The sequence below is a fragment of the Halarchaeum grantii genome (assembly GCF_014647455.2).
In the GTDB taxonomy this organism is placed as follows: domain Archaea; phylum Halobacteriota; class Halobacteria; order Halobacteriales; family Halobacteriaceae; genus Halarchaeum; species Halarchaeum grantii.
This window is the reverse complement of sequence record NZ_BMPF01000001.1, coordinates 655,464-677,700: the sequence shown is the minus strand read 5'-3', so window position 1 is coordinate 677,700 and position 22,237 is coordinate 655,464. Positions and strand designations below refer to the sequence as shown.

The following is a 22,237-nucleotide window of genomic DNA, read 5'->3' as shown; positions in this document are numbered from 1 at the left end:
CGCGGACCGTTAGCGGTCGATCCCTCGCGTCGCCGCCGCATCAGGAGCCCTCCCCCGCGCTTCCGTAGCGCAGGATCAGCGCGATCGCCGTCACGAAGATGAAGACGAACCCCATCGTCTCCACGTCGAACGGAATCAGGCCTTTCAGGCCAGCGAACGTCGCCATCCCGAAGATCAGGTGCCCGATCAGCACCGGCGCACCTCCGAGGACGGCGTTCAGCTCTCCGGCGAACTGGAGCATCTCCGCCGCGACCGACGCGCCGAGGCCGGCAAGCCCGACGACGGCGAGACGCGACCCCTTCGCCGCGCCCTTGACCGTTCGCTGGGCACGCTCTCCCGTCCGGGTCGCAGCGTCCTCCAGCTCGCGATCCTCGCGCAGGTAGTCCCACACGAAGCTCGCCGCGACGAACGTCGCCAGAACGCCGAGGGCCGCCCAGACGACCATCGACGGCACTACCGTCCACCTCCATTCACCGCCCGATACAGCCGCCGTACCGATTGCTCTCCGTTCATAGTCTCCTCTCGAACTCGTCGATCACGCGATCTCCCAGCTTCACGAGGTACACCGCGCCGCTCACGAGCGCAACGCCGATAGCGACCGGCTGGAAGCCGGCCAGCGACGGCAGATTCGGGACGATCGAGAACGCCGTCAGCGACGTCGCCGTGAAGATCGTTCCCGCTTGCGCCCAGACCGCCGCGAAGACGGCCGTGATCACCGTCGGCTTCACCGCGATGCCGACGACGCCGAGCGCGCCAGCGACCACGCTCGCCGGGTGCGTGAGTGTCTTTTTCCAGTTCATAGCTTTCCGAGTAGTGTGCTCAGCGGGCCGCCGACGACCGGCACCGCCTCGAGGCCGGCGCGCAGCAACGGCACCCCGATCCGCACGGCCGCGACCGCGAGCACCACGAACACGACCGTCAGTACGAGCCCGCCGAGCGGGCCGGACCCCTGCGGCACGACCGATCCGATGATCGACGCGACTGCCTCGAGGGCCACCCGAACCGTCGAGCCGACCGCGTCGCCGAACAGTCCCGCGAGCGCGACCGGCAGGTCCGCGAGCCCGAGAACCTCTCCCGGCGCCGCGAACGTCGACGGCTCAGACCCGAGAAAGACGAGCTGGATCGCGTCAAAGATCGGACGCAGCAGCCACCCGAGACCGGCGATGAACGAGCCGATGATGAACTTCCGAAGGAACCCAGCTGGGTTCTTCGCGAAGTCCTTCAGCGTGCCTGCGTTGTCCGTGAGCCACGACGGCAGCACGTTACCGCCATCGCTCTCGTTCCCGCCGTTCGGGGTGACGTCTCCCGGATCAACCATCCTGGATCACCCGGTAGCCGCGCACCGCGACCCACATCGCGACGATCAGGATCGCGGCGTTCAGCGGGAGACCGAATATCCCGGCATCGAGCGGAGTCCACACGGCCTCCGCCTCCGAGACGAGCGTCGACCCGATCGAACCGACGCCGGCCGACAGGCCATCGGTCACCGGCGACACGAGCGCGCCGACCGCGTCACCGAGCGCCAGCGGGAGGTTGATCACGCCGGCCCAGAGCTGGTAGAGCAGGCCGCCGATCACCGCGCCGCCGAGATCGCTCCACGAACCCGAGGCCAAGATGCTCTTCAGCGTTCGCGCGATCCCGTTCGCACCGCCCGGGAGGCGCGCCTCAACGCCGTCATCGTACGGGTCACCGCCGCCTTCGTCGCCGCCACCGGACCCGTACGTGTACGAGCTATCCGCCATCGGCGGCCCTCCTGGTCGATCTGCGATCTCGGCTCATCTGTCAGTCCTCCGCGTCGACCTCTTCGTCGACACCGACGAACGGAATCACGTCCACCGTGAGGCCCGGAATCGGGACGTCCGTGGTGTCCTGCTGGTTGATGTACTGGATCACGATCCAGAACGAAGCGAGCACGATCAACACGGCGACGATCAACCCGAAGATCCCGAACTGGCGCGCGCCTTCTGCGGACGCCGAGGCTCCCGCGATGACGATGCCGAACGGCTCGAGGAAGAACGCATTCACCGACGCCGCCATCAGATCGGTGAGCAGCTCCACCGGCGTCAGCAGGAGCTGGAGCATCGACTGCATGCCCGTGATTCCCGCGCCGGCGAGTGCGAGCAGCCATCCCCCGACGCCGCGCTTCGCGAGGTTCGTCAGCGACGTCCCACGAGCGCGATCGAGGTAGTACTCCGCTCCGCTCAGCTCATCGCTCGATGACACAGGGAGTCACCCCCGTGCCCAGCGGACGCCGAGCAGCCCGAGGAGCGCCGACACGGCCATCCCCGGGAGCGAGATCAGGAAGCTCACGATGCCACCGGACCCGCCCGTCGGACCCATGATACCGCCGACGCTCTGGATCCCGGACTTCTCGGACGACGTCACGAGGTAGCGCCAGTGCACGTCGCTGGTCTGCCCCGGCTGGATCGTCGAGTCGATGACGACCGTGTCGCCGGCGTTCCCGAGTGACGAGATAGACGCGTACGACGCGTCCGTGAAGTCCACGTCACCCGCACCCTCGGCGTACTCGGCCGTCTGGTAGCGCGACTCCGGAAGCGCCTGCTCCGCAACGAGATCGAGGTTCGAGTAGCCCAGGTCGTACGCGGACCGGAGCGACATCCGGTAGTAGAGGTCCACCGTGACGTCGAAGCTCGGGTAGCTCTCGGCGTTCGAGAACGTGACGTTCACGTCCGCGCTCGGCAGTGACTCCGCGCTCTGGACGAAGTCGACCGTCAGCCCGTGCAGCGTCGCGTCGCCGAAGACGTCCCCGAGCGTGTCGAGTGACGTCACCGAGATCGCGCCCGGTGTCTTGTGCTCGGTGATCGTCTCCGTCTCGAGCTCGTCGTCGTCGTCCGTGTCTGCGAGCCGCTCACCGAGAACGTACGTCCCGGTCTTGTCGAGGTTCAGGCCCGTCCACGTGATGTCCGCGCTCCCGGACGTCGCGACGACCTCGACGCTCTCGATGTCGTCGAACGTCCCGTCACTCCCGGACGCCGTCACCGTGTCCATCTGGCCGAGCTGGCGCTGGAAGACGAACCCGTCGCCCGTCTCGCCAGCCATCCAGTCCTCGCCACTCGAGCGCGACGCGTTGATCTCCGCGACCTTCATGTCGCCGTCCGTGTCGTTCACACGGAGTTCCACCGTCGCGTCACTCGACAGCGAGTTCACGTCGAACGCCGCGAAGAGCGTCTTCTTCGCCTCGTCCGAGGTGATCGAGAAGTTCGAGTACGTCGCCGAGTCACCCGACGCGAGCGACATCTCCACCGCGTCGACATCGGACGCCGGCTGCGTGTTCGTGACGCTCGCGCCCGACGTCGACCACTCCGACGCCTCAAGCGCGCTCACGTTCTCCTTCGCGTGCGGGAACGCCCCGAAGTCCGACACGACCGCACGCGTCGGCAGATACGAGTACGGGTTGTCCGCACTCTCGTTCACCGAGCCGGGGAACTCCACGACCTCACCGCTGTCGTCCTCGTACTGGAGCCCCGACCAGTCCATCTGGTACGTCGCGATCGTCACGTCACCGCGATAGTGCTGGGACTGCGTCGCGTCCGCGTCGTAGTTGACCGCCGAGTTGGCCGCCGAGACGGCTCCAACGCCGACGCTCAACACCATGAGCGCCGCCAGAAAGAGCCCGAAGCCACGACCGCCACCGATGTTCAGTTTCATTCCGCGATGCCTCCGTCGTCCGCGTGTGTGTCCGTCATGTCTGTCTGAGCTTCTGGGACTCCGCTCGCTGCGGGACTCGATTCGCGGATCCGCGATACCGACACGCCAGCGGCGAACACGGTCGGCATGACGACGCCGAGCGCGCCAGCGATCAGCACCGAGTCGAAGAGGAAGACGCCGATCAGCGTCGCGCTCACGACTGCTGCCGCGAGGAGGATCGACGCTGCGACCAGCTCCGCGCGAGCGTCACTCATCGTCGGCCTCCACGGCCGTCCCCGACCACTTCGACCGAGCGCCGACGTACGCCGCTGCGCCGCCGAGAACGAGCAGGAGTAGGCCGGCCATGAACTCGCTCCCCGAGCTCGGGAGAAGCGTGCCGCCACCGACGAGACCGAAGACGCCGGCCGCGAGGGCGACAGCCGCGTGGTCTTCGCGAAGCGCCCAGCCGCGCGACTTGATGCGGCGCGCGCCGTACTCTGACCACAACTCGCCACCGTCGGTGGATAGCTCCCCATCCGGAGAGCTGAACGACACCTCCGTATCCGCAGGTACACGAACGTGAGGTGCACTCTCGTAGTCGAGATCGATGCGAACTGCGCCATCCAGCTCGGGCGCATCGAGGACCGTCACCTGCCCGTCCTGACGAACGGATACCTCACCGCTGTCAGCGCCAGTCATGGACCTCCTCCTTCTGCTGGAGTTCCGTCTCTCGCCGGTCACGGGCGACGTCTTCGAGTCGAGCGCGCCGAGCCTGCGCCTCGTCGACGTGATCGGTCACGGCATCCCTCCGACGAGTGCGCTCACTGCGTCGTCGAGTCGCGCGACGTCACGCACCTCGACGGTCGTCGCGACAGACCGGTCGCTAAGCGATGCCTCCAAAAACGAGTGCGAACCGTCCGGCGAGGACGGCCGTTGGTGTCTGGTCGCCATGATTGGCACTCCGTCGCCGTCGCGACGGACGCCTACATCCACACGTCAGACCCTCAAACACCCCCGCAGAACACACACCACGCACATACCGCGTGTCCACAACGTGTGCACGAGGAACGCTTTACTAGCTCGCTGACGACATGACGACTATGCAGTCCCTACAAGTGCACAACAAGAGCGGGCAGGTCACGCTCCCGAAATCAGATCTCCGTCGAGACGGCATCATCGAGGACGACTTTCCCTCGGGATTCGAGCAGCAATGTGTCGTCGACCGACTCGGGCGTGGCCAGTTCTTGGTGCGGCTCGTCAACGTCAACGGAGAGGGGGACGTTCCCGATCTCCTCGAGGCCGATGCCGTCCAGCGAGCCGCCATGCAACTGCTTTTAGACGACGACCACCACCGCGTCGAACTCGAACTCGACTGAGTCCTCGGTCAGATGGTCTCGAAGTGATCGTACTCTCTTTCTGTAGTGAGAATCGTGGCGTGCCGAAGCCGGTTTCGGACGTCGTAGAGCGTGTTGTCCCGCCCGTCCCGGAGCATCCGCCATGCTACACTGTGTCGGAGCGTGTGTGCCGTCACGTCGCTCGGATCACCTCGGCCAGCGTACGAGTGCGGCCGAATGTCGGCACGCTCGGCAAGACGCTTCACGACGTCGTTGATGGCCTTCCCGGTGAGGCGGTCACTCTTGCGACTCGGAAAGAGTGCGGGACTGTCGTCGTCGCGTGACTGGAGGTAGATGCGGAGGGTCCGAACGGTTCGGAGGTCGCCGCTCGGGTCGAGGGCGAACGTCGCGGCGCTCGGCGTGTTGTCGTTTGGGTAGTCCTTCTGGATGCTCGCCGGGATACGTAACTGCTCATCGTCGAGGTCGAGCATATCGCGATTCACCTGCGCGAGTTCGGCGCGGCGGAGGCCGGTATCGTAGAGTGTGGTGACGATGGCGTCGTCGCGGGTACCGTGGCGGCCTTCGTGTGCAGCGTCACGCATGGCTTCGACCTGCTCGGGCTTCAGCCAACACTTCTGAATGTTCGAGTTTGCAGGGGTGGCGGTCGGAGGCATGGGTAGTATATAAACAGACTCGGCCGCGTAGGGCTTCAATGTTCGCTTCTATTAGTAGAGTCGAACATTCGGCAATCCACTTTCACTCCACTCTGCGAGCTTTCATATCCTATCGCAAACTCGAAGCGAGTATGATCACCAACCTCCGAGCACTGGAGGATGCCTACGTCCCGCGTGACCTGCATCATCGGGAGGGGCAGATCAACCAGATGACCGCCGCGCTCGAACCCCTGGTCGGCGGTCATGCTGGTGAGGACCTGTTCGTCTTCGGTCCGAGTGGCGCCGGGAAAACGACGACGACGCGCTACGTACTCCGACAACTCGACCGCGAGGCGTCGATTCGTTGGGGTTACGTGAACTGCATCAGCGACTCCGGGAAGTCCGCCGTTCTCCACCGGCTTCTTCGCGACGCCGAGCTCGGCCACGATCTCCGACAGGACGGCACTGCGCCGAGTCGCTTCCTGAATCGACTCCGCGACCTGGACGAGCAGTTCGTCGCCATCCTCGACGAGGTTGACGTCCTCGCCGATCACGATGTCCTCATGTCCCTCTACGAAATTCCGAACGTCACGCTCGTCTTGGTCACGCTCGACGAGGACGACTTCTTCGCCCGCCTCGACGGTCGCCTCCAGAGTCGTCTACGGGGAGCGTGCCGCGTGGAGTTGCGGCCGTACGGCCACGACGAGATGGTCGACATTCTGCGCTCGCGCGTGAAAGCCGCACTCCGCCCCGGTATGGTCCGCGACGACGTCCTCGACCACATCGCCGACATCGCGACCGGCGACGCACGCTACGGGATCGCGCTCCTCCGGCGGGCCGCCCGCCACGTCGAGACGAATGATGGCCGCTACATCACCGTCGACGTCGTCGATGGCGTCGTCGGTGAGGCCCGCGACGTGATCAACGAGCAGCGCGTCGCCGAACTCTCCACCGAGAAACGCATCCTCTTCGAACTCATCGCACAGTCCGGCCGGATCTCAGCCAGTGACCTCCGAGCTCGCTACAAGCAGCAGCGCTCGGATCCAGTCGCGAGTCGGACCCGTCGGAAGTATCTGCGTGCCCTCGAGGAGCACTACGGTCTCATCGCGTCGAGCGGGACGGGCCGTGGCAAGGTCTTCTACTCGAACATCTGAGCGGCACGGAACTGTTCCCATAGGTACAAGTGCGCGATGATCTATTCAGGGATATGGTACGTTTCAGGGCGGTCTTACTCGTCACACTCATCGGTGCGATGGTGTTGACTGCCGGCTGTAGCGGTGTTCTCGACTCCGGGCCGTCGGTCTCGAACACACAGACTCAGCTGACCGAGTACGGACCAGCTATCGAGTTCAACTACTCCGTCAGCGACTACTCACAGGTCCTCCTCCAGCGGCCAGACGGTGAGGTCGTGACCGACGACACTATCGAGCCGAACCAGAGTTCGAGCGCACTCCTGATGGGTGATCCGCAACCGGGGACGTACAAGCTCATCGTGCAGCAGGGTGGCGAGACCGTGGTGACGAAGGAGGTCACTTTCGACGGGCCAAACGCGCACGTCCGCGAGGTGAACGCGAACTGGTCCGGAAGCGTCCTCCACGACGTCTCCGTGACCATCGAGAATACTGGCGACCTTCCGTTCTACGTCAAAAGCGGGACAGTCAGCGTGCGCGATGCCTCGGTGAACGGTTCTCTCTACGAGTGGATTCCCGCAAACACCACCGAGACTGTGACAGTCTCGCCATCGTTCGGTGCGCTCGTCGTTGAGGAGTCCGGCGACGTCCGTGGACAGGTTTCGATTCGAGCCGCCAACGAGACGTTCACCGACACCTTCGCGAAGTCCTTCGAGGGGCCGAATCTGAAGGTCGTCAATACCTCCTCGCAGTGGAACGGCGACACGCTGACTCACGTAACTGCGACCGTCAAGAACACCGGCGACATGGGCACGACGGCGACCGCCGCCGTCTACCATGGTGAAGAACAGCGCGCCATCGATGGGTTCGGAACACGGATCGCCGCTGGAGAAACGGTCCAGTACGATATCTCCTCGTTCAGCTACATCTACAGGGCGACGTCCGGTGGTGACGTCGATCTCTCGCTCGTCGTGAACTCTTCTGCCGGATTCACGACGACGCCGCTCTCGCACTCTGTCACCGGTGCGGACGTCACGATCACCTCGCTGACTCCGAACTGGCAGAACGGTGTACTCCAGAACCTCAAGTTCACCGCGACGAACGAAGGCGACGTCGAGAGTGAGTTCACCGCGTACATCACCGTCGGTGGCGAGGAGATCGCGTCGCCGACTTACCGTATCGGAGGTGGCGAGACGGCGACGTTCTCCTACGGCGACGGCCTCTCGTCGGGTTACGGGCCGATCTACACGGTCACATCCGGTGGCGATGTCGACGTTACTGTCTCAGTGAGTACGCCCGGGTCCACCGGGACGAGCGAGAAAACCGCCTCGGCGTCCTTCGAGGACGTGTCCGCATCCATCAACGCGGACGCGACCTTCTACGAGCAGATGAACGGGAACGACTACGAACTCTCGTCCCTCGATGTCGACATCCAGAATACCGGAGGTCTCCCCGTCAGCTACGACTCCATCGAGATCGAGGTTGACGGCGCGACGCGCTCCGAGTCCCTGTACTCGACGCAGTCCATCGCTAGCGGGTCGAGCGCGACCGAGTACCTGTCCTTCACCGACGCTATCGTCGTCTCCGACGGAAGCCACGATGTCACGATTCGACTGAAGAACGGCGGCGAAACCGTTCTCAGCGATACCGTCACCGTGTCGACGTAGACCCTTCTTCTCTTTCCGGCATACTTCCGGCACGCACTTCCGGCATGGGATAGCGCACCTCTCGCGTCCGTATTCATGCGTTTCGGCCTTCTGCGGCTGTTTCCGGCACGCGCCGCTGTAGCGCCTTATCCATCCCGTGTCTCGCTTCTCCCATGTCCGACGCCGAGCACGGACCACCGACTCGCACCGTCACCGAACACCTACCGTGGGGTCAGTGCATCCGCGCGCATCTCCACGACGAGCACGTCACCGTCCACTGCGACGGCGAACGCTGGGTCTTCGCCATCGACATCGAGACCGCCCGCCTCCTCGAGGCGCGCTCGACGGCCGACGTGCCCAGCTGGATGCGTCGCTTCCTGGAGGAGGTCGGATTCGACGAGGTGGAACTATGACGCGCTCAGCTGTGTTCGTCGATCCACTCGCACCACGCGCGGAAGTCCTCCGCGCCGCACTGCTCGGCGATGGAGCGGAGCGTTCCGGTCGGGATTTCGCCGTGCATCGGCACTGTGACGACGCGGACCTCGTCGCCGTCGGGAGCCTCCCAGCGGAGTTTCAGGTGACTCCCGGTCCGGTCGACCGGTACGTAGTTCATCTCCATCAGCGCCGACGCGACGTCCTTCCCGGTGAAGGTCCCCGCCATCTACCGCATGAACTCGGGGGGCTCTTCGGACTCGCCGCCGACGTCGTCGGGATCGAGGCCGAACTCCTCGAGGTCCTCGTCCGTGACCGGTTCGCCGCCGCCCTCGTGGAGTTCGAGCGCTTCGGCGAGCATCCGCAGTGCCTCCGCCTTCGTGTCGCCGAACGACGCGACGCCCGTCTCCTCGTCGACGGCCGTGATGCTCCCGTCCTCCTCGTGGACGAACTTCACGCCCTCGCCGTTCGTGTCTCGGGACGCACTCGCCATTACCAGACCAGTACGCGAATCTGCCGGATAAGCATTCGGACGTATCTCGATACGACACTACTCCGCCGTGTCGAGAGCGCGTTTCACACGTCCTCGCGGATGTCGCGTACATCACCGACTGGATCGGCGTCGATATCGTCGGCTATTCCGCGGAGACGAGTACCGAGCGGTTTTCGCTCTCCGTGTTCGGGGGTGTCGTCGCTCATCCAATTTCCTCCCCGTCCTCAGCCGGAGGCTGTTGCAAAACGTCGGTTAGCTCTGGTTGTCGTCATCGTGGGCCGGCGTGATGCCGAACCAGCTATAGAACCGGCGAAGCATCGGCCCTCCCTTCTGGCCGCGCTGAGGCTCAAGTTCTCGGCCGGTTTTCTCGGACTTTACCATGACAGAGACAACTATAGGTTGCACCATAATAAGTTGTCGCCACTGTCCTATTCGCCCCAACCATACCGCCTTAAGAGGGGCAGTAAAACGGAAAGCGCAATCACTAGGGTTGTAGCTGCTACGGGCGAGGAGAGGTCAGTTACTGCACGGAGGATCAGGACACCAGCTGAAAGAGACAGCATACCAGATCCAGTAAACAACGAGAACTGCGTCACGTCGAGATACCGGCGGTTCCGGGCTTCTTCCTCTTCGAGGTATTCTGACCACTCGTCGTATCCCTCTAACAGTTCGTGTATCCATTCCCGCTCCGAGTATCCTCTCCGAACTTCATCGCGATACGAGGGCCCGATTCCGTACGGGATATCCGATACGGTGTACGTCCCGATACCCGCGAAGATCGTTACGAGAAGGAAGAGGACTCCCATCACGCCAAAGCCGAGGGCAGATATCCCGAGCTGTGTAATCGCACCGGGTCCTGCAATTCCGAACGCAGAGACGACGAATCCGACCACGATGACGGCCGTCCGAACAGACCGCATCGCCTTATCGTCGATTTCGTCGAAGAGCGCGATCTGGTGGTCCATCACTTGCCGTGACTCCTCCAGCGTGAGCCGGAGCGCCTCGACGTCCGACTCATCACGGCTCTCCTCGTCTACGTCAGGTTCGTCCTTACTCATTCATCGTCGTCCTCAAGCTCCTCGGTCGGGAGATCGCCACGGAGCCACGCGCGGCCGCGATCTGAGAGCTGGTAGAGAGAGCGGTCTTCGTCGTAGTATTCGACGAGGCTGTGGTTGCGGAGCAGTATCAGGTGTTTTCGCACCGTGTTACGGCCCCAGTGGGTGTTCTCTGCGATCACTCCCGGCGTCAGAACGAGCTCGTCGTTCCCCTCATTCTGGAGCGTTTCCAGAATATCGAGGTCAACGCGAGTCATCCATGAGGCGAGATTCAGCCGGGCCAAGATACAATACCGTCTCTCCCGCTCGTAATACTATTTTCCCGTCCTCCTGTTCAGTAACAAAACTGCTCCCCATATCAACAGAGTTGTGGAGAAGAATTAAGTGTCCTGTCCACAGGGTTGTTGATAACGAGGACTCTTCGCGAACCCGTCGCTCGGCGGGTTCCGTTTCACGGCAGCAAAATGCGAACCCGGCGTTGGTGGCGCCGGTTCGCGTGGGCCCTCGTGAATCAGGCACGAAAGCCATGTACGACAACGCTATCGGGGGTCTTGAAGGCCCCGCAGACGACGGCGAATCGAGGCGGTTAGTGACCGACGGCGGCGAGACGACGATGCATCGCGTGCCGGACATCGAGGAGGTTGAGGCGGCGCGCGACGACCTCGAAGCGGTCGACGCCGTGCGGAGCGTCGAGGCCCGACCGAGCGACAGCCCGCGCGGGATTTTCGTCGACTTCCCCGAGTTCAACACCACGGACTGCATCTACCAGGTACGGCAGAAACACGGCCTCTTCATCAGCCGCGTCGACAAGAAGGAGGACGGGAGCTTCGGCGTCTGGCTCCTCTTCACGGAGGGGGCGAAATGACGCTACATTCGATCGACGAGATGGTCGAGGTGGAGGCCATCGAGGAGATCGCGGAGGTCCTCACTCTCACTCGGCGTCGCCGCCGAATATCCCCCACTCCGGAGTCGGTCGGCACGCGTGTAGCAATCCGAGCAGACGGGGATATGGTAGTTGATGGCGGGATACTCGAGCCCGCGTTCGTCGTGGAGGTAGTGCATCCAGTCGTGCGTCACCGAGATTTCGTCCATCGACTCCCGCTCGCCGCAGACCGCACACGTCTCGCTCATACGCCTGAGAGTGCACCCGGCCGCAGTAAAGAACCCTCGGACGAGACACCGTGCCTCGTCACCGACGGCGGCGAGGATGTCGACCGTAGTTGGTTCGAGATGCTGAAGGCGACGGCCGACCGCTTCGAGGAAGAGAACGACGACCTCGAAGCCATCCTCGAGGGCGACATGGGGTTCCATGCGTACTTCGTCGCGAACGGCGAGGATCCGACGCGCGGCACGCACACCGCCGTCTTCCAGGGGATCTACGATGTCATCGAGGAGGTCAGTGTCGACGCCGAGATCGTCGAGATTCGACGCGGCGAGGTGACACCGGAATCAGTTCGCGAGGAAGTACTGGCACAACTCGACGAACACGCCCACTTCTCCCGCGATCTTCGAGAGGCCATCGGCGACCGCGTCGAGAAGCGTGTTCGGAAGAACATGGCCGGAGGTGAGTCGGTGTGAGCGCCGATTCCGAGTCGGGCTCGCCGTTCGACGCGGTGGACCTCGAGACGTCGCGCGTCTACGCGCACTACTCGTCGAACATCGACGCCGGAGTGAGCGAGACGGGCGTCTTCGTCACCTTCGACGTCAACTACCCGACGGTCGAGGCGCTCGGCATCCCCGAGCAGACCGACTACGAGTCGACGACGAAGTGGATCGAGGCGAGCGTCGTCGAGGACGTCGACGGCCTCGACGCGCTCCCCGAAGAGGATGGCCGCGACAGTCCCGCGCCCTGCATCGGGACGCTCCGCTACGCACCCGGGACCGTCGTCGTCGATCTCGACCTGACCAGCGAGGTGGAGCGATGAAGCCCCGCGCGGACCGCATCGAACTCTCCCGCGAGGGGAACGTGCCGGCGTGCCCGCACTGCGGGCGCGCAGGCCTCTCCAAACGCGAGAACGAGCGCGGCGAACACTGGTACTGCCGCGAGTGTGGCGAGCGCGCCAGCGAAGCAGAGTGGCGCCCGCCCAAGAGCACGAGCGCCCCAAGCTCGGGCTCGCTCGCCTCGCGCCTGCTCGCCGCCGACCCCGACGACGTCGGAGGGCAGGCATGACCGCGCCCGACCTGGACGACCTCACCGACGAAGAGCGCGCCCGCCTCGAGCGCGCCGTCCGCGAAACGAACGAAGCGGTCGACGCCGCCCTGCGCGACCGCGCTCGCGAGGAGGCTACTCGATGAGCCCGCGCACGTCGTCCTCAGACAGCAGGATGACGCGCCCGTCGAGCGTCGCGACCATCACGTCCGTTTCGGGCTCGATGTCCGACTCCGCCAGTGCGTCCCCAGGGATCCGGATGTCGACGGCGCCCGAGGACGTCTCACGTGCCTTCCGCGTCCCGTGGAACTCCAACTCGTCACTCATGTATCGCTCTTCGACTGCCAGCAGTTCAACCCTTCCCACCATGATCGGACCCGACACCGCTCAGTACCACTGTAACCGCTGTGACCGTGACTTCGAGACCTTCGACAACCTCCTCGACCATCCGGGCTGCGGCGAGGCCTCGCCCGACGAGGACGACGACTCCGGCGGCGACGCGCCACGCTTGGTCGCCGACGGTGGCGAGGAGTACGAGCCGGAGCAGGCGACGCTGCGCGACGGCGAGTCGCGCGACGACGACGTGCACGCGCGCCGGAACGCCGAGCAGCTGGCGATGCGCGACGACGGAGACGACCAGATGGACGCCGACGTGGTGAAGCTCACGCAGGCGCAGGTCGACGATCTCGCCGACGACGGCGTCGCGTGGCTCACGACGGACGACCGCGTTCTCGTGCTCGGCCGCGAAGACCGCTACCCCGAGGTGCTCGAAGCGGTCGCGGACGGCGCTGGCGAGGACGAAGTCGTCCTCGAGCGCATCCGAGACGCATCCGGAACGGAGGGCCGTAACGATGACTGACGACGCCGAACGCCCGAACGGCTGTTGGACGTGCGGCCGGGAGACCGCTGAGGATCCGGATGCTCCCGAGCCGTTCGAGACGACGTGGACGCGCGAGAAGGAGACGGACGACGCGATCGTCTGGGAGTGCGACCATTGTCGCCATGTCAAGGTAATCGAGCAGGAGGTGAGCGACTCGTGACCGAGGACGAGATCGTTAAGCAGGACAGCGACATCGAACGCCCGACGTTCTTCGCTGGCGCGGCGAGCGGTCAACAGAGATCGGCGCTCCGCCGTCTCGACCCGGACGCCGTGATGATCTCCCACGCAACGGCGAATAACGTGCCGTGGGAAGGGGACTACGAACTGTTCGTCGATTCCGGCGGCTACCACCATATGCAGGCTGGAGCGGGCGAGTACGCAGAAAGCGACGAGGAGTACCTCAGGTACCTACTTAAACACAGGCCCGATTTATATGCACTCCGAGACTATCCCTGCGAGCCCGACTTACTTCGCTCCCTCGGCCGGACCGTCGAAGAACAGCAAGAGCGTACGCTCGAACATCACATCCGGCTCTACGACAAAGTAGACGGCCACTCACTCGCCGATAATGCGGTTTCCGTCGTTCAGGGGTGGACACGAGAGCAGTACCTCGACCACTTAGACGCGCTCCGCGACCACGGCGTCATGACCGATTATCTCGCGATTGGCAGCGTCTGCCGACGCAACGCCGACGAAGACATAGCCGACGTGGTGCTCGCAGTTCGAGACGCTATCCCGGCGTCCGTGAAACTCCACGCTTTCGGCGTCAAAGGCTCAGTTCTCCGGTTCCGTGAGGTAGTCGATGCACTCGACAGCGTGGATTCTGCGGCCTACGATTGGGCCGAGAGTCGCGTCCCAAAGACGCGCTCGGACGGCGAATCATTCTCGTGGCGTGACTCCGCTCGCTCCTATCTCAACTGGCGACACGATCTCCTCCGAACGATGGGGTCCGAGTCGCTGCACGACGACCGGAGCACCCAAACGACACTCGTCGCGACGGACGGTGGGAATTGTTCAGCAGGTTCGGACACCGAACGATCTGCGGACATGGAGGGGTCCGAGTGAGTGAGAACGATGGCGCGGACGCGGCGGATGTCATCGAGCGCCTCGACGAGCTCGAGGCACGCCTCGACCCGGAGGCCGACCTCGAACCGATGTCTCCGGAAGCTGCTCGCGAAGAGTGGCTCGCGCGCCTCGACGACCGCTCGGACTCGACGATTCGCTCCTACCGTGATCGGACGGTTCATTTCCTCCGGTTCTGCGCGGCGCACGATATCGAGAACCTGAACGACCTGACGACACGGCACATGAAGGCCTACGAGTCGGGGCGTATCTCGGACGGCCTCGACGTGAGCACGCGGAAGAACGAGTGGGGGACACTCCAGCGTTTCCTCGAGTACTGCGAGGATCTCGACGCCGTCACCTCGGACGTCCCGGACGCTCTCGATGTTCCGAGTCCGACGAAGGAGGAGCGCATCAACACGGAGAAACTCCCGATCGAGCGCGCGGAGACCATCCTCGAAAACCTGAAGCGCTATCGGTACGCGACCCGCGAGCACGTCACTTTCCTGCTGTTCTGGCGGACGACGATGCGGCTCGGCGCGCTCCATTCACTCGACGTCCAGGACGTCTACCTGGAGGAGGCCGACCTCAAGCGACTGCGCCGTGACTACGAGGAGGAGGGCTACGCGCCGAGCGTCGTCGAGAAGATGCTCGAGCGTGCGGAGACCCCGTTCGTCTTCCCTCGGAATCGGCCCGCAACCGGCACGCGATTGAAGAACGGCGTCGAGGGCGAGCGTGTCATCAACCTCGCTGACGAGGTCGGCGAGATCGTCGCCGACTACCTACGCGTGAACCGCGCGGACATCGAGGACGAGCACGGTCGCTCGCCGCTTCTCTCCTCACAGAAGGGCGATGGTCGACTCTCGAAGTCGGCGATTCGGAACTGGATGTACGTGCTCACGCAGCCGTGCGAGTTCGGCGACGAGTGTCCACACGACCGCGATCCGGAGACGTGCGAGGCGCGCGAGCACGGCTACGGGAACAAGTGCCCGTCCGCGCGGAGTCCGCATAAGATCCGAACGGGCTCGTTCACGTGGCACCGTGATCGCGGCTGGCCGCGTCGCGACCTGGAGGCGAAAGCGAACACGACGGAGATCGACGTCTACGACCAACCCGAGCATCTGACGCGCGCCGCCGGGCGCCGTGACCTACTCGACCGACTCGACGAGGACGACGAATGACGCCCACTTCATCACCGACGCGACTCTCCGGAGTATCGCTCAGTCGCGAAGCGCGCACCTCAACGGTCCCACTTTCACTTTCGTTGCTTCTACACAAGTAGACGTAGAAGCGCCAGCGTTCCATTTTGCACGTTCTGAACCGAAACCTCAACCTCTAGCTACGCGTAATTTGGGGGTTTCGCGATGACGCGCGAGTTCGTTCGTGCGTCTCGTCTCCGCGCCGACGGCTACGGCCCGCAGGCACAGCGAGAAGGCTACTGGGCGTCGCTCGCGGAACGCGCACCGAAGGGCGACGCGTGCGAGGTGTGTGGCGCAGACGGCGACGGCCACGACGTTCGGCGTGTCTACCTACCCAACCGTCCGGACGCCGAGCGCGTGCCGCTGTGTGCGTCGTGTCGCGACCTGTGGGGTGACGCGCTGTGAGCGTCACCGTCTCGGTCTCCGAGCACGCCCGCGAGAAGTTCCTGAAGCGGGCGGACCGGATCGACCTGACGCCGGCCATCGAGGACGCGTGGCGGCAGGGCCACGAGATTCCGGGCGGTGCGTGGCTACGCGGTGAGCGTGCGCGGTACGACCCGACGACGCGCGTCGTGATGCCCGTCCGCGACGGTGAGGTGAAGACCGCGATCTACGCGCCGAGCGCGAAGCCCGCGATTCAGCGCGCGGTTCGCAACGCGGGGTGGTTGCCGTGACGCCCGCGCGCCTCGAAACCCGGGCGGACGGCTACGAGCGATGGCGCGCGTGGGACCCCGAGCAGAAGCGCGAGCGCTACGTCTACGTTCACCAGCTGCTCGCCATCGCCGACGGCGCGAGCCCGTATCTCGTCTTCTCCGCTGGTGAGTACCACGTTCACCACGAGAGCGGCGTCAAGTACGACAACCGCCCGACGAACCTGTCTGTCGAGAAGTCCGACGACCACGCCCGCACGACCTTCGGACACGAGGGTGGTCGCGCATGACGGTCCACACGACCTACTTCGGCGGTCTCGCCGGCCTCGACGTCGAGACTGACGCCGTCCTCGCGGTTGTTCGCCGTCCCCACGACTTTATCGACGACGTCACCGACCGCAACGTCGCCGCGCTCGCACCGCCCGAGTCGCTCCTCACCGCCTACAAGCGCGTCGAGGACGCCGCCGAGACCGACGGCGAGCCTCTTCCCGCGAAGATAGCCTGGGAGAGTGTGAGCTTCGAGGCGCGGTATCGACGCCGTCTACAGAACTACGCCGGCGCGAACCGCGCGCTGTCGAAGCTCCGAAATCGCCTTCGCGACGGTGAGACACTCACACTCGCGTGCTGGGAGAAGAATCCACAGTGGTGTCACCGGCGCGTCCTCGCCGACGTTCTCGTCGAGCCGCTCGGCGACGTCGCCGTCGAACACCATCCCGAGCCGTTCGTCCCTGAGCCCGAGCCGCGTGACACCTCTCTCACCACCTTCGGAGGTGACGAGGCGTGAAGGCGGTCACGCCGGGGTGGCACGAAGTCGCGGGGAACCTGAACTTCAGCGGGCTCGAAGGTTGGTTCGCGCTGGAATCGGCCTTCGACCCCGAGGAGACGACGCGTGAGTTCACGGAGAGCGGCGAGCGATGGCTCGCGACGCTCTCCTATCAGGAGGGGAACCTCCTGCCGCCGACCGACGGCGAGACACCGGACGGGACGGCGGTGGAGTTCGAGACGATTCGGGAGTGGCGCCTCACCATCAAACGCCACCCGGACGAGGACCCCGTCGCCGAGCCCGCCGTCGAGCGCGAGGGCCGCCAGCGCTTCAGCGCACACGTCCGCCCGCGCTGGCGCCACCAGAAGGCCGAGAAGACCAACGGCGACCTCACCGACATCCCGACGCCGGACTCGCTCGGTGACGGGCTGAACGTCCGCGTCTCCGGGGCGAACATCGACCCGCGACGCTACTTCCCGCTCCTGCGCCACGCCGTCACCGCGTTCGGCGTGAACCCCGCGCACTTCGGCGGCGTGCCCGGAGAGGACGGCTACGGCCCCCACGAGACGAGCAACATCCAGGACGCCGAGCGCTACGTCCGCGTCTACAAGGGCGAGTCCGGCCCCATCCACGGCCGCGACGGCCCGCTCGCGCGCATGGGCCACCTCCTCGAAAACGACCGCACCGGCTACCGGAAGGTCGTGCAGAACGACGACGACGAGCGCGGCCGGAACCGCCCCGGTTACTACCACACCGTGACGCTCGGCCCGAAGCGCGTCGCCGAGGCCTTCCCCGGCCACGAACTCGCCATCGAGTGCAAGCACTACTACGCGCGCGAGGCCGTCGGCACCGACCCACGGAAGCCGACCGCGCACCCGAAACTCGGCGCGTCCTACCAGGTGTCGCGGATGCCCGCCGACTACACGCTTCGGTGGGACGACGAGGGAGTCACCCAGCTCCAGCGCGAGCTCGACCGCGTGGTCTTGTCGGCGCTCGCCGAGGCCGGCCTCGACGTCGCACCGAGCGACCGCGAGGACGACGACGGCGACGGGCCGGGTGGTCGCGGGCCGTTCGTCGAAGACGCCTACTGGACGCCGGAGGTGAGCGAGCGCGGCCCGGACCCGGTACGTCTCGACTTCGCGCGGATTCGCGACGAGCAGGAATCCGTGGTCGTTCGCCACCTCGCCGACGGCGGGTTCTCACCCGTCGAGTGGGAGATCGCGGAGACGCTCGCGAGTGACGGCGGGGAAGTCGCGCCGGCGGACATCGCCGAGGAGAACGACCGACCGCTCGGAAGCGTGTACCGCGCGCTACAGCGCCTCGACGGGTTCCTCAACCGCGCTCGCGAGAAGATCGCCTTCGAGTCCCCCCACGTCGCGGAACTCGTCGTCGACGCGGTGCGCCAGGCGCGTGACGCGGGCCAGCGCGGACTCGCGACGGTCGCGAAGGCGGCAGAAGCGAACCGCCGGGGCGCCGAGGAGTCGGCGAGCGCGTTCGTCGCGTGGGCGGCGAAGCACGACGTCGACGTGACGAACCGCGAGGACGCCCGGATGCGCCTCCGACTCGACGGCGACCTCCCGGCGCGCGAGATTCGCCGACGAATCCAGCGCGGCTACGAGCTGTGGACGGACGCCGGCCGCGACCCCGCCACCTACCGTATGGCCCACATCGACCTCGGGAATCGCGGCTCGGCCGCCAGCTACTGGCTCGGGTAGGCGGCCGGCGGCCAGTGGCAACACTCTCCAGAACCCTTCTTTTCGGTGCTTCCACGTGAGTAACAACGGGTTTCACGAGTGGTGCGTGCGTTCGCCGGCTCGACGAGCACGCCGAGCGCGGTCGCGCCCACCGGGCGCGCTACACCGGGGGTGTCCAATACCCCCTTACGGGTGTGCCTAAGGGCACAAAACCAAGGTACCCCGCGCCTTCGGCGCGGGCACCGCCCCGCGACGCGACAGCCCCGCCCTGCGGGGCGCGCGAAAATCACTATATTCTTGACGAGGAGATTAGACTATCCTCCTAAATCTGCGGTTGAATATTTTTTCGTCGATAATCTCATATAGTGAATTGCCTCGGATTATCGTCTCTAAATCGGATTCGTCGATAACAATTATTGTGAGGTCATCACGTTGATAGTACTGGTTTAGCTCATCTACAGCGTCTTTCCCGCTCTCACCGGAAATCCCATTTGACGCGACAATTATTCCAAGATCGACTTTTGCTGAATCGGCCTTCCCCTTGAAATCACGAACTGTATCTGCACCTACAGACCTCTGCCAGTTCTTACATTCTACAAGAATATATCTTCCAAAGTCATCAAACAGTGTTCCTCCCGAAGGCGGCTGATATTCCAGAATCAAATCTATTTCTGCGGACGAGGTTCGAACGTTCTGCCCTCTAATCTGTATGAATGGGAACCCATCGAAAATAGAGTGGGATAACCTTTCTAATGAGTTCCCCTTCTCGATGGGTGACTCTGCAGACCGAACCGCCTCTAACTCATTCCAGAACTTCTGTAGATCTAGCGAATAATGGTCAGTCTCGATTGAGATTTTGAGGTCACTATTTGTTCGTCGAAATTCCGTCTTGTGAAATATCTCTAACCTATCTTCCCTTGACTCCTCCTCGCTTTGAGGCAGGCTTTCTGGAGCACGCAAGTCACCAAATATCTCCCGTACGGCTTCAGCAGTCAGATCCTCAAAAGAAAATCCTCTAAAATCAAACCCATTATAATACGCGATACGGTGGTTTGAGATCAATACAGAATACTGTGCGTCCGTCTGGTCAGAGATCTCTTCTAAGGTTTGTTTATCAATATGTGCTTGATATCCCCTATGTCCTGGCCAACTAAACGATTCTTCCTCACCATGAGAAAAATTAAAATTAGTCGATATAGTCATCCATATTGGTGATGTGACGTCTTGCTTGATGGCGGCATTTACCCAGCGGACGAAGCCAGAGTCGCGCTCGGGTTCGTAAGTAACATCAAAAAACAACTTATCTCTGTCATACCCTAGTGACTCGATTAGACCTGGTATCGCCCGGTTAAAGTCTGGCTGGCTACGGCTAGAACCACTTCTATCTGTGATTTCAGCGATTTCATCAAAATGCTCCCGCAGTTCTTCTGCCGACGCCATGACTGTTATTCACTACTCACAACTCACTTCTCATGAAACTATCTCTCACATTGATTCTCCCCACGGACTCACGCGTCCGGAATCCCGTTCTTCCGAATATGCACACGAGCCCTGCGTGTTCGGCGGTGATCGTGTGCACGACGACCCGGGTTACGGGCAGCTTCTCGCGGCACCACCCCGCGAGCGGTACCGAGGCCCAGCGCACTACTTATACTCAGAACGTTCGAGTCACCGCAGATATCTAGGTTCTGCGCGTCGTGTGTACGAGCATGCGAATCCGAACGGACGGCGACTACGCACACCGCAAGGACGTCATTGAGGACGCCGCCGACTTCTGGGGAGTGAACAAGACCGACGCCGTCGTGAAATCGTGCGACCTCGCTGGCCGTCTGGTGCCGCAGTTAGAGAATGCGCTCGCCGAGGCCGACATCCCACCGAGTGAAGCTGAGAAGATCGCCGAAAAGGTAAGCATTCGAAATATTAACGTCGAATTTCAACGGGCGACAGCTTCAGTCTGTGAAACGGAGTAAATGGGCTATTGTACTCCAAATTAGCCTGTATATCCTTCTGGAACGAAACGCTCCATTAGAAATCCAACCGGGAATGGATTTCCCGTCTCATAGCCTAGATGCCCGACCAGTTCTAATGTGCTGAATACCATATCAGAGGCCAATTGTTCGCTCTCTGCTAATTGGTTTGAATCGAGAAAGAGACGGCCATCCAATTGATGAACCAAGACGTTTCTTATCTGACTCAATCGATGTATCTCCCCTGCAGTCTCATCACTTAGAACACCTGAGTAGCGGAGTAACTGACAGCGCTGGTCATGGGATAAGCTACTATTAACCCATTTCGTGGTGGATTCTCGCTCACCCTCCGCTGGACCAATCAATTCTTGAACAACTAACCTCTCGCAGTGCCCCTTAAGCAATTCCTCAGATAATGTGTAGAAAGCGAGGAGATCATTACCGCCGTCTACTGAGATGTCCAACCTAGAGTGGTTCTCCTCCTCTACACCGAAATATTCCAATATCCCTAGTCCCTCCACATCCGGATTGTTGATAGCGAGAACGTCTATCGCGGTCCTTAGAAGAGAAATGTGTCCAGAAAGCACAGACAAATCACTAGAATAGCAAATCTCTAGCTCACTTTGCCGTGCCAGTTTGCAGAGGTAGTCCATCATATCAAACTGATTTATCAGAAGTGATCCTTGACCATCAACTGTATCAGAAATGTTCATCCCATCGAGACGGCCCTCTCTATATCCTTCTTCTAGTGACTCAATTAACTCATCGGCAAGTTCGTAGAGCTCTAAGACTGTTTCCTCGTCATTTTGGCTCTCTTTGCCAATCTGTTTCTTTGTGATGAATTGGTCCATAGGCATCTGTCTCTTGAGTAACTGTATCCGATAGTAAATAGTCCCTCCGCCGGGATCTCTATATAACCTCCTGAGGCGCAATTTTAGTGTGGTCGTGCTCGTCGCCGTCCTCGCTCGCGCCGTACCACGCGGAGACGGGGAGGCGCGCGGCCGGGAGTGCCCGGTAGCGAAGGACGCGAATCCCGCGCCCGACGCGGCGGTAGACGGCGAAGCCGTACCAGCCACCGGCGTCGAGGAGCTGGTCGTGAGCGTGCTCGCGGACACGGAAGCGACCGGGCCGACCACTCGCGGTTTCGACGACCGCCGCCTTCAGCTCCCACGGCGTCCCATCCGCGTCGATGGCGTCCCGCCAGTAGGTGTGGACGCCGTCGCGTTGGAGACGCCATTTCTCGGCCATCCGTTTCTCGGCGAGCGTCCCATACCGGTTCGCGCGCTTCGAGTTTTTCGAGCCCATCGCTTATTCTGTCCTTATAGAAGCCACGCGTTCGCGTCGCGCGCGTCTTATATATAAACCGGGCCGGCCGCCGAGCGCGTGGGGTGGTGGCTCGCGTCGCTCGCCAGAGTGACGCGACACGTGGCAGGACCCCACTATAGTAAAGGGGGGACGGCGGACGTGGACAGGTGGACACCA

General features: G+C 63.1%; 38 protein-coding genes. 19 read left to right on the top strand and 19 right to left on the bottom strand.

Features of this window, described 5'->3' with window-relative positions; genetic code table 11:
• Window positions 1–40: 40 nt before the first annotated feature.
• The 8 genes from IEY12_RS03620 to IEY12_RS03585 are packed head-to-tail and all read right to left on the bottom strand — an operon-like array spanning window position 41 to window position 4,347.
• Window positions 41–454: a hypothetical protein gene (locus tag IEY12_RS03620; protein WP_188878993.1), complete on the bottom strand. Its 414-nt coding sequence runs from the start codon at window positions 452–454 to the stop codon at window positions 41–43.
• Between the two features lie 55 nt (window positions 455–509).
• Window positions 510–800 (bottom strand): hypothetical protein, encoded by a 291-nt coding sequence (locus tag IEY12_RS03615; RefSeq protein WP_188878988.1) that lies wholly within the window; start codon window positions 798–800, stop codon window positions 510–512.
• Window positions 797–1,318 carry a hypothetical protein gene (locus IEY12_RS03610; protein WP_188878986.1) on the bottom strand — a complete coding sequence of 174 codons (522 nt, stop codon included), beginning with the start codon at window positions 1,316–1,318 and terminating at the stop codon, window positions 797–799. The genes IEY12_RS03615 and IEY12_RS03610 overlap by 4 nt, the downstream gene beginning before the upstream one ends.
• Entirely contained in the window at window positions 1,311–1,742 is a 432-nt protein-coding gene (locus IEY12_RS03605; protein ID WP_188878978.1) for a hypothetical protein, read from the bottom strand. The genes IEY12_RS03610 and IEY12_RS03605 overlap by 8 nt, the downstream gene beginning before the upstream one ends.
• 40 nt (window positions 1,743–1,782) lie before the next feature.
• Window positions 1,783–2,223 (bottom strand): hypothetical protein, encoded by a 441-nt coding sequence (locus tag IEY12_RS03600; protein WP_188878973.1) that lies wholly within the window; start codon window positions 2,221–2,223, stop codon window positions 1,783–1,785.
• A 6-nt stretch (window positions 2,224–2,229) separates the two neighbouring features.
• A complete protein-coding gene (locus IEY12_RS03595; protein ID WP_188878970.1) occupies window positions 2,230–3,669 on the bottom strand; it encodes a hypothetical protein in 1,440 nt (479 codons plus the stop codon).
• Complete coding sequence (locus tag IEY12_RS03590; protein ID WP_188878965.1) at window positions 3,666–3,923, bottom strand: hypothetical protein; 258 nt, start codon at window positions 3,921–3,923, stop codon at window positions 3,666–3,668. The genes IEY12_RS03595 and IEY12_RS03590 overlap by 4 nt, the downstream gene beginning before the upstream one ends.
• Window positions 3,916–4,347: a hypothetical protein gene (locus IEY12_RS03585; protein WP_188878962.1), complete on the bottom strand. Its 432-nt coding sequence runs from the start codon at window positions 4,345–4,347 to the stop codon at window positions 3,916–3,918. Before IEY12_RS03585 ends, IEY12_RS03590 begins: the two co-directional genes overlap by 8 nt.
• A 401-nt stretch (window positions 4,348–4,748) precedes the next feature.
• Between IEY12_RS03585 and IEY12_RS03580 the strand changes: the two genes are divergently transcribed.
• Entirely contained in the window at window positions 4,749–5,024 is a 276-nt protein-coding gene (locus IEY12_RS03580) for a DUF8053 family protein (RefSeq protein WP_188878958.1), read from the top strand.
• 8 nt (window positions 5,025–5,032) lie between these two features.
• Here IEY12_RS03580 and IEY12_RS03575 read toward each other — a convergent pair whose 3' ends face one another.
• Entirely contained in the window at window positions 5,033–5,656 is a 624-nt protein-coding gene (locus tag IEY12_RS03575; protein WP_188878954.1) for a tyrosine-type recombinase/integrase, read from the bottom strand.
• 131 nt (window positions 5,657–5,787) lie between these two features.
• On the opposite strand from IEY12_RS03575, the gene IEY12_RS03570 reads away from it, so the two are divergent.
• The 3 genes from IEY12_RS03570 (at window position 5,788) to IEY12_RS03560 (ending at window position 8,824) form a co-directional block, all read left to right on the top strand.
• The gene (locus IEY12_RS03570; RefSeq protein ID WP_188878951.1) at window positions 5,788–6,789 is read left to right on the top strand and encodes a Cdc6/Cdc18 family protein; all 1,002 of its coding nucleotides are present in this window, start codon (window positions 5,788–5,790) and stop codon (window positions 6,787–6,789) included.
• A 53-nt stretch (window positions 6,790–6,842) separates the two neighbouring features.
• Window positions 6,843–8,432 carry a hypothetical protein gene (locus tag IEY12_RS03565; RefSeq protein ID WP_188878949.1) on the top strand — a complete coding sequence of 530 codons (1,590 nt, stop codon included), beginning with the start codon at window positions 6,843–6,845 and terminating at the stop codon, window positions 8,430–8,432.
• A 152-nt stretch (window positions 8,433–8,584) separates the two neighbouring features.
• Entirely contained in the window at window positions 8,585–8,824 is a 240-nt protein-coding gene (locus tag IEY12_RS03560; RefSeq protein ID WP_188878947.1) for a hypothetical protein, read from the top strand.
• 5 nt (window positions 8,825–8,829) lie between these two features.
• Here the strand turns inward: IEY12_RS03560 and IEY12_RS03555 are convergent, their stop codons facing one another.
• From IEY12_RS03555 to IEY12_RS03540, 5 genes are all read right to left on the bottom strand, one after another.
• Window positions 8,830–9,072, bottom strand: coding sequence for a type II toxin-antitoxin system HicA family toxin (locus IEY12_RS03555; protein ID WP_188876846.1), 243 nt, complete (start codon window positions 9,070–9,072; stop codon window positions 8,830–8,832).
• Window positions 9,073–9,336: a type II toxin-antitoxin system HicB family antitoxin gene (locus tag IEY12_RS03550; RefSeq protein WP_188876847.1), complete on the bottom strand. Its 264-nt coding sequence runs from the start codon at window positions 9,334–9,336 to the stop codon at window positions 9,073–9,075.
• 83 nt (window positions 9,337–9,419) lie between these two features.
• Window positions 9,420–9,542: a hypothetical protein gene (locus IEY12_RS15835; protein WP_268245996.1), complete on the bottom strand. Its 123-nt coding sequence runs from the start codon at window positions 9,540–9,542 to the stop codon at window positions 9,420–9,422.
• A 222-nt stretch (window positions 9,543–9,764) separates the two neighbouring features.
• Window positions 9,765–10,394, bottom strand: a complete 630-nt coding sequence (locus tag IEY12_RS03545; protein ID WP_188878935.1) for a hypothetical protein — start codon at window positions 10,392–10,394, stop codon at window positions 9,765–9,767.
• On the bottom strand, window positions 10,391–10,648 hold the full coding sequence (locus IEY12_RS03540; RefSeq protein WP_188878933.1) for a helix-turn-helix domain-containing protein: 258 nt from the start codon (window positions 10,646–10,648) through the stop codon (window positions 10,391–10,393). The genes IEY12_RS03545 and IEY12_RS03540 overlap by 4 nt, the downstream gene beginning before the upstream one ends.
• A 332-nt stretch (window positions 10,649–10,980) precedes the next feature.
• Here IEY12_RS03540 and IEY12_RS03535 point away from each other — a divergent pair, with 332 nt between their 5' ends.
• Window positions 10,981–11,256 carry a hypothetical protein gene (locus IEY12_RS03535; protein WP_188878931.1) on the top strand — a complete coding sequence of 92 codons (276 nt, stop codon included), beginning with the start codon at window positions 10,981–10,983 and terminating at the stop codon, window positions 11,254–11,256.
• Between the two features lie 2 nt (window positions 11,257–11,258).
• Here IEY12_RS03535 and IEY12_RS03530 read toward each other — a convergent pair whose 3' ends face one another.
• Window positions 11,259–11,522 (bottom strand): hypothetical protein, encoded by a 264-nt coding sequence (locus IEY12_RS03530; RefSeq protein WP_188878929.1) that lies wholly within the window; start codon window positions 11,520–11,522, stop codon window positions 11,259–11,261.
• Window positions 11,523–11,621: 99 nt separating this feature from the next.
• Between IEY12_RS03530 and IEY12_RS03525 the strand changes: the two genes are divergently transcribed.
• The 4 genes from IEY12_RS03525 to IEY12_RS15830 are packed head-to-tail and all read left to right on the top strand — an operon-like array spanning window position 11,622 to window position 12,686.
• Entirely contained in the window at window positions 11,622–11,969 is a 348-nt protein-coding gene (locus tag IEY12_RS03525) for a hypothetical protein (protein WP_188878924.1), read from the top strand.
• The gene (locus tag IEY12_RS03520; protein WP_188878922.1) at window positions 11,966–12,316 is read left to right on the top strand and encodes a hypothetical protein; all 351 of its coding nucleotides are present in this window, start codon (window positions 11,966–11,968) and stop codon (window positions 12,314–12,316) included. The genes IEY12_RS03525 and IEY12_RS03520 overlap by 4 nt, the downstream gene beginning before the upstream one ends.
• The gene (locus IEY12_RS03515; protein WP_188878920.1) at window positions 12,313–12,561 is read left to right on the top strand and encodes a hypothetical protein; all 249 of its coding nucleotides are present in this window, start codon (window positions 12,313–12,315) and stop codon (window positions 12,559–12,561) included. Before IEY12_RS03520 ends, IEY12_RS03515 begins: the two co-directional genes overlap by 4 nt.
• A complete protein-coding gene (locus IEY12_RS15830) occupies window positions 12,558–12,686 on the top strand; it encodes a hypothetical protein (RefSeq protein WP_268245995.1) in 129 nt (42 codons plus the stop codon). The genes IEY12_RS03515 and IEY12_RS15830 overlap by 4 nt, the downstream gene beginning before the upstream one ends.
• Here IEY12_RS15830 and IEY12_RS03510 read toward each other — a convergent pair.
• Window positions 12,676–12,867, bottom strand: a complete 192-nt coding sequence (locus tag IEY12_RS03510) for a hypothetical protein (protein ID WP_188878914.1) — start codon at window positions 12,865–12,867, stop codon at window positions 12,676–12,678. The two genes, IEY12_RS15830 and IEY12_RS03510, sit on opposite strands and share 11 nt — an antisense overlap.
• A 40-nt stretch (window positions 12,868–12,907) precedes the next feature.
• On the opposite strand from IEY12_RS03510, the gene IEY12_RS03505 reads away from it, so the two are divergent.
• The 9 genes from IEY12_RS03505 to IEY12_RS03465 all read left to right on the top strand — a co-directional run bounded on the left by IEY12_RS03505 (window position 12,908) and on the right by IEY12_RS03465 (window position 18,809).
• Window positions 12,908–13,399, top strand: a complete 492-nt coding sequence (locus tag IEY12_RS03505) for a hypothetical protein (protein WP_188878912.1) — start codon at window positions 12,908–12,910, stop codon at window positions 13,397–13,399.
• A complete protein-coding gene (locus tag IEY12_RS03500; RefSeq protein ID WP_188878909.1) occupies window positions 13,392–13,580 on the top strand; it encodes a hypothetical protein in 189 nt (62 codons plus the stop codon). The genes IEY12_RS03505 and IEY12_RS03500 overlap by 8 nt, the downstream gene beginning before the upstream one ends.
• A complete protein-coding gene (locus IEY12_RS03495; RefSeq protein WP_188878907.1) occupies window positions 13,577–14,485 on the top strand; it encodes a deazapurine DNA modification protein DpdA family protein in 909 nt (302 codons plus the stop codon). Before IEY12_RS03500 ends, IEY12_RS03495 begins: the two co-directional genes overlap by 4 nt.
• Window positions 14,482–15,663 (top strand): tyrosine-type recombinase/integrase, encoded by a 1,182-nt coding sequence (locus tag IEY12_RS03490; RefSeq protein WP_229870898.1) that lies wholly within the window; start codon window positions 14,482–14,484, stop codon window positions 15,661–15,663. The genes IEY12_RS03495 and IEY12_RS03490 overlap by 4 nt, the downstream gene beginning before the upstream one ends.
• Window positions 15,664–15,846: 183 nt before the next feature.
• The gene (locus IEY12_RS03485) at window positions 15,847–16,086 is read left to right on the top strand and encodes a hypothetical protein (protein WP_188878905.1); all 240 of its coding nucleotides are present in this window, start codon (window positions 15,847–15,849) and stop codon (window positions 16,084–16,086) included.
• Window positions 16,083–16,355: a hypothetical protein gene (locus IEY12_RS03480; protein WP_188878902.1), complete on the top strand. Its 273-nt coding sequence runs from the start codon at window positions 16,083–16,085 to the stop codon at window positions 16,353–16,355. Before IEY12_RS03485 ends, IEY12_RS03480 begins: the two co-directional genes overlap by 4 nt.
• Window positions 16,352–16,621, top strand: coding sequence for a hypothetical protein (locus IEY12_RS03475; protein WP_188878899.1), 270 nt, complete (start codon window positions 16,352–16,354; stop codon window positions 16,619–16,621). Before IEY12_RS03480 ends, IEY12_RS03475 begins: the two co-directional genes overlap by 4 nt.
• Window positions 16,618–17,115, top strand: a complete 498-nt coding sequence (locus IEY12_RS03470; RefSeq protein ID WP_188878884.1) for a DUF488 domain-containing protein — start codon at window positions 16,618–16,620, stop codon at window positions 17,113–17,115. Before IEY12_RS03475 ends, IEY12_RS03470 begins: the two co-directional genes overlap by 4 nt.
• A complete protein-coding gene (locus IEY12_RS03465; protein WP_188878882.1) occupies window positions 17,112–18,809 on the top strand; it encodes a DUF7845 domain-containing protein in 1,698 nt (565 codons plus the stop codon). Before IEY12_RS03470 ends, IEY12_RS03465 begins: the two co-directional genes overlap by 4 nt.
• A 288-nt stretch (window positions 18,810–19,097) precedes the next feature.
• Here the strand turns inward: IEY12_RS03465 and IEY12_RS03460 are convergent, their stop codons facing one another.
• Window positions 19,098–20,228 (bottom strand): restriction endonuclease, encoded by a 1,131-nt coding sequence (locus tag IEY12_RS03460; RefSeq protein ID WP_188878876.1) that lies wholly within the window; start codon window positions 20,226–20,228, stop codon window positions 19,098–19,100.
• Window positions 20,229–20,497: 269 nt separating this feature from the next.
• On the opposite strand from IEY12_RS03460, the gene IEY12_RS03455 reads away from it, so the two are divergent.
• Window positions 20,498–20,758 (top strand): DUF7692 domain-containing protein, encoded by a 261-nt coding sequence (locus tag IEY12_RS03455; RefSeq protein WP_188880374.1) that lies wholly within the window; start codon window positions 20,498–20,500, stop codon window positions 20,756–20,758.
• 20 nt (window positions 20,759–20,778) lie between these two features.
• Here the strand turns inward: IEY12_RS03455 and IEY12_RS03450 are convergent, their stop codons facing one another.
• Both IEY12_RS03450 and IEY12_RS03445 read right to left on the bottom strand, forming a co-directional pair.
• On the bottom strand, window positions 20,779–21,606 hold the full coding sequence (locus IEY12_RS03450; RefSeq protein WP_193718046.1) for a hypothetical protein: 828 nt from the start codon (window positions 21,604–21,606) through the stop codon (window positions 20,779–20,781).
• A gap of 58 nt (window positions 21,607–21,664) precedes the next feature.
• Entirely contained in the window at window positions 21,665–22,060 is a 396-nt protein-coding gene (locus tag IEY12_RS03445; RefSeq protein WP_188878872.1) for a PD-(D/E)XK family putative nuclease, read from the bottom strand.
• Between the last annotated feature and the right edge of the window lie 177 nt (window positions 22,061–22,237).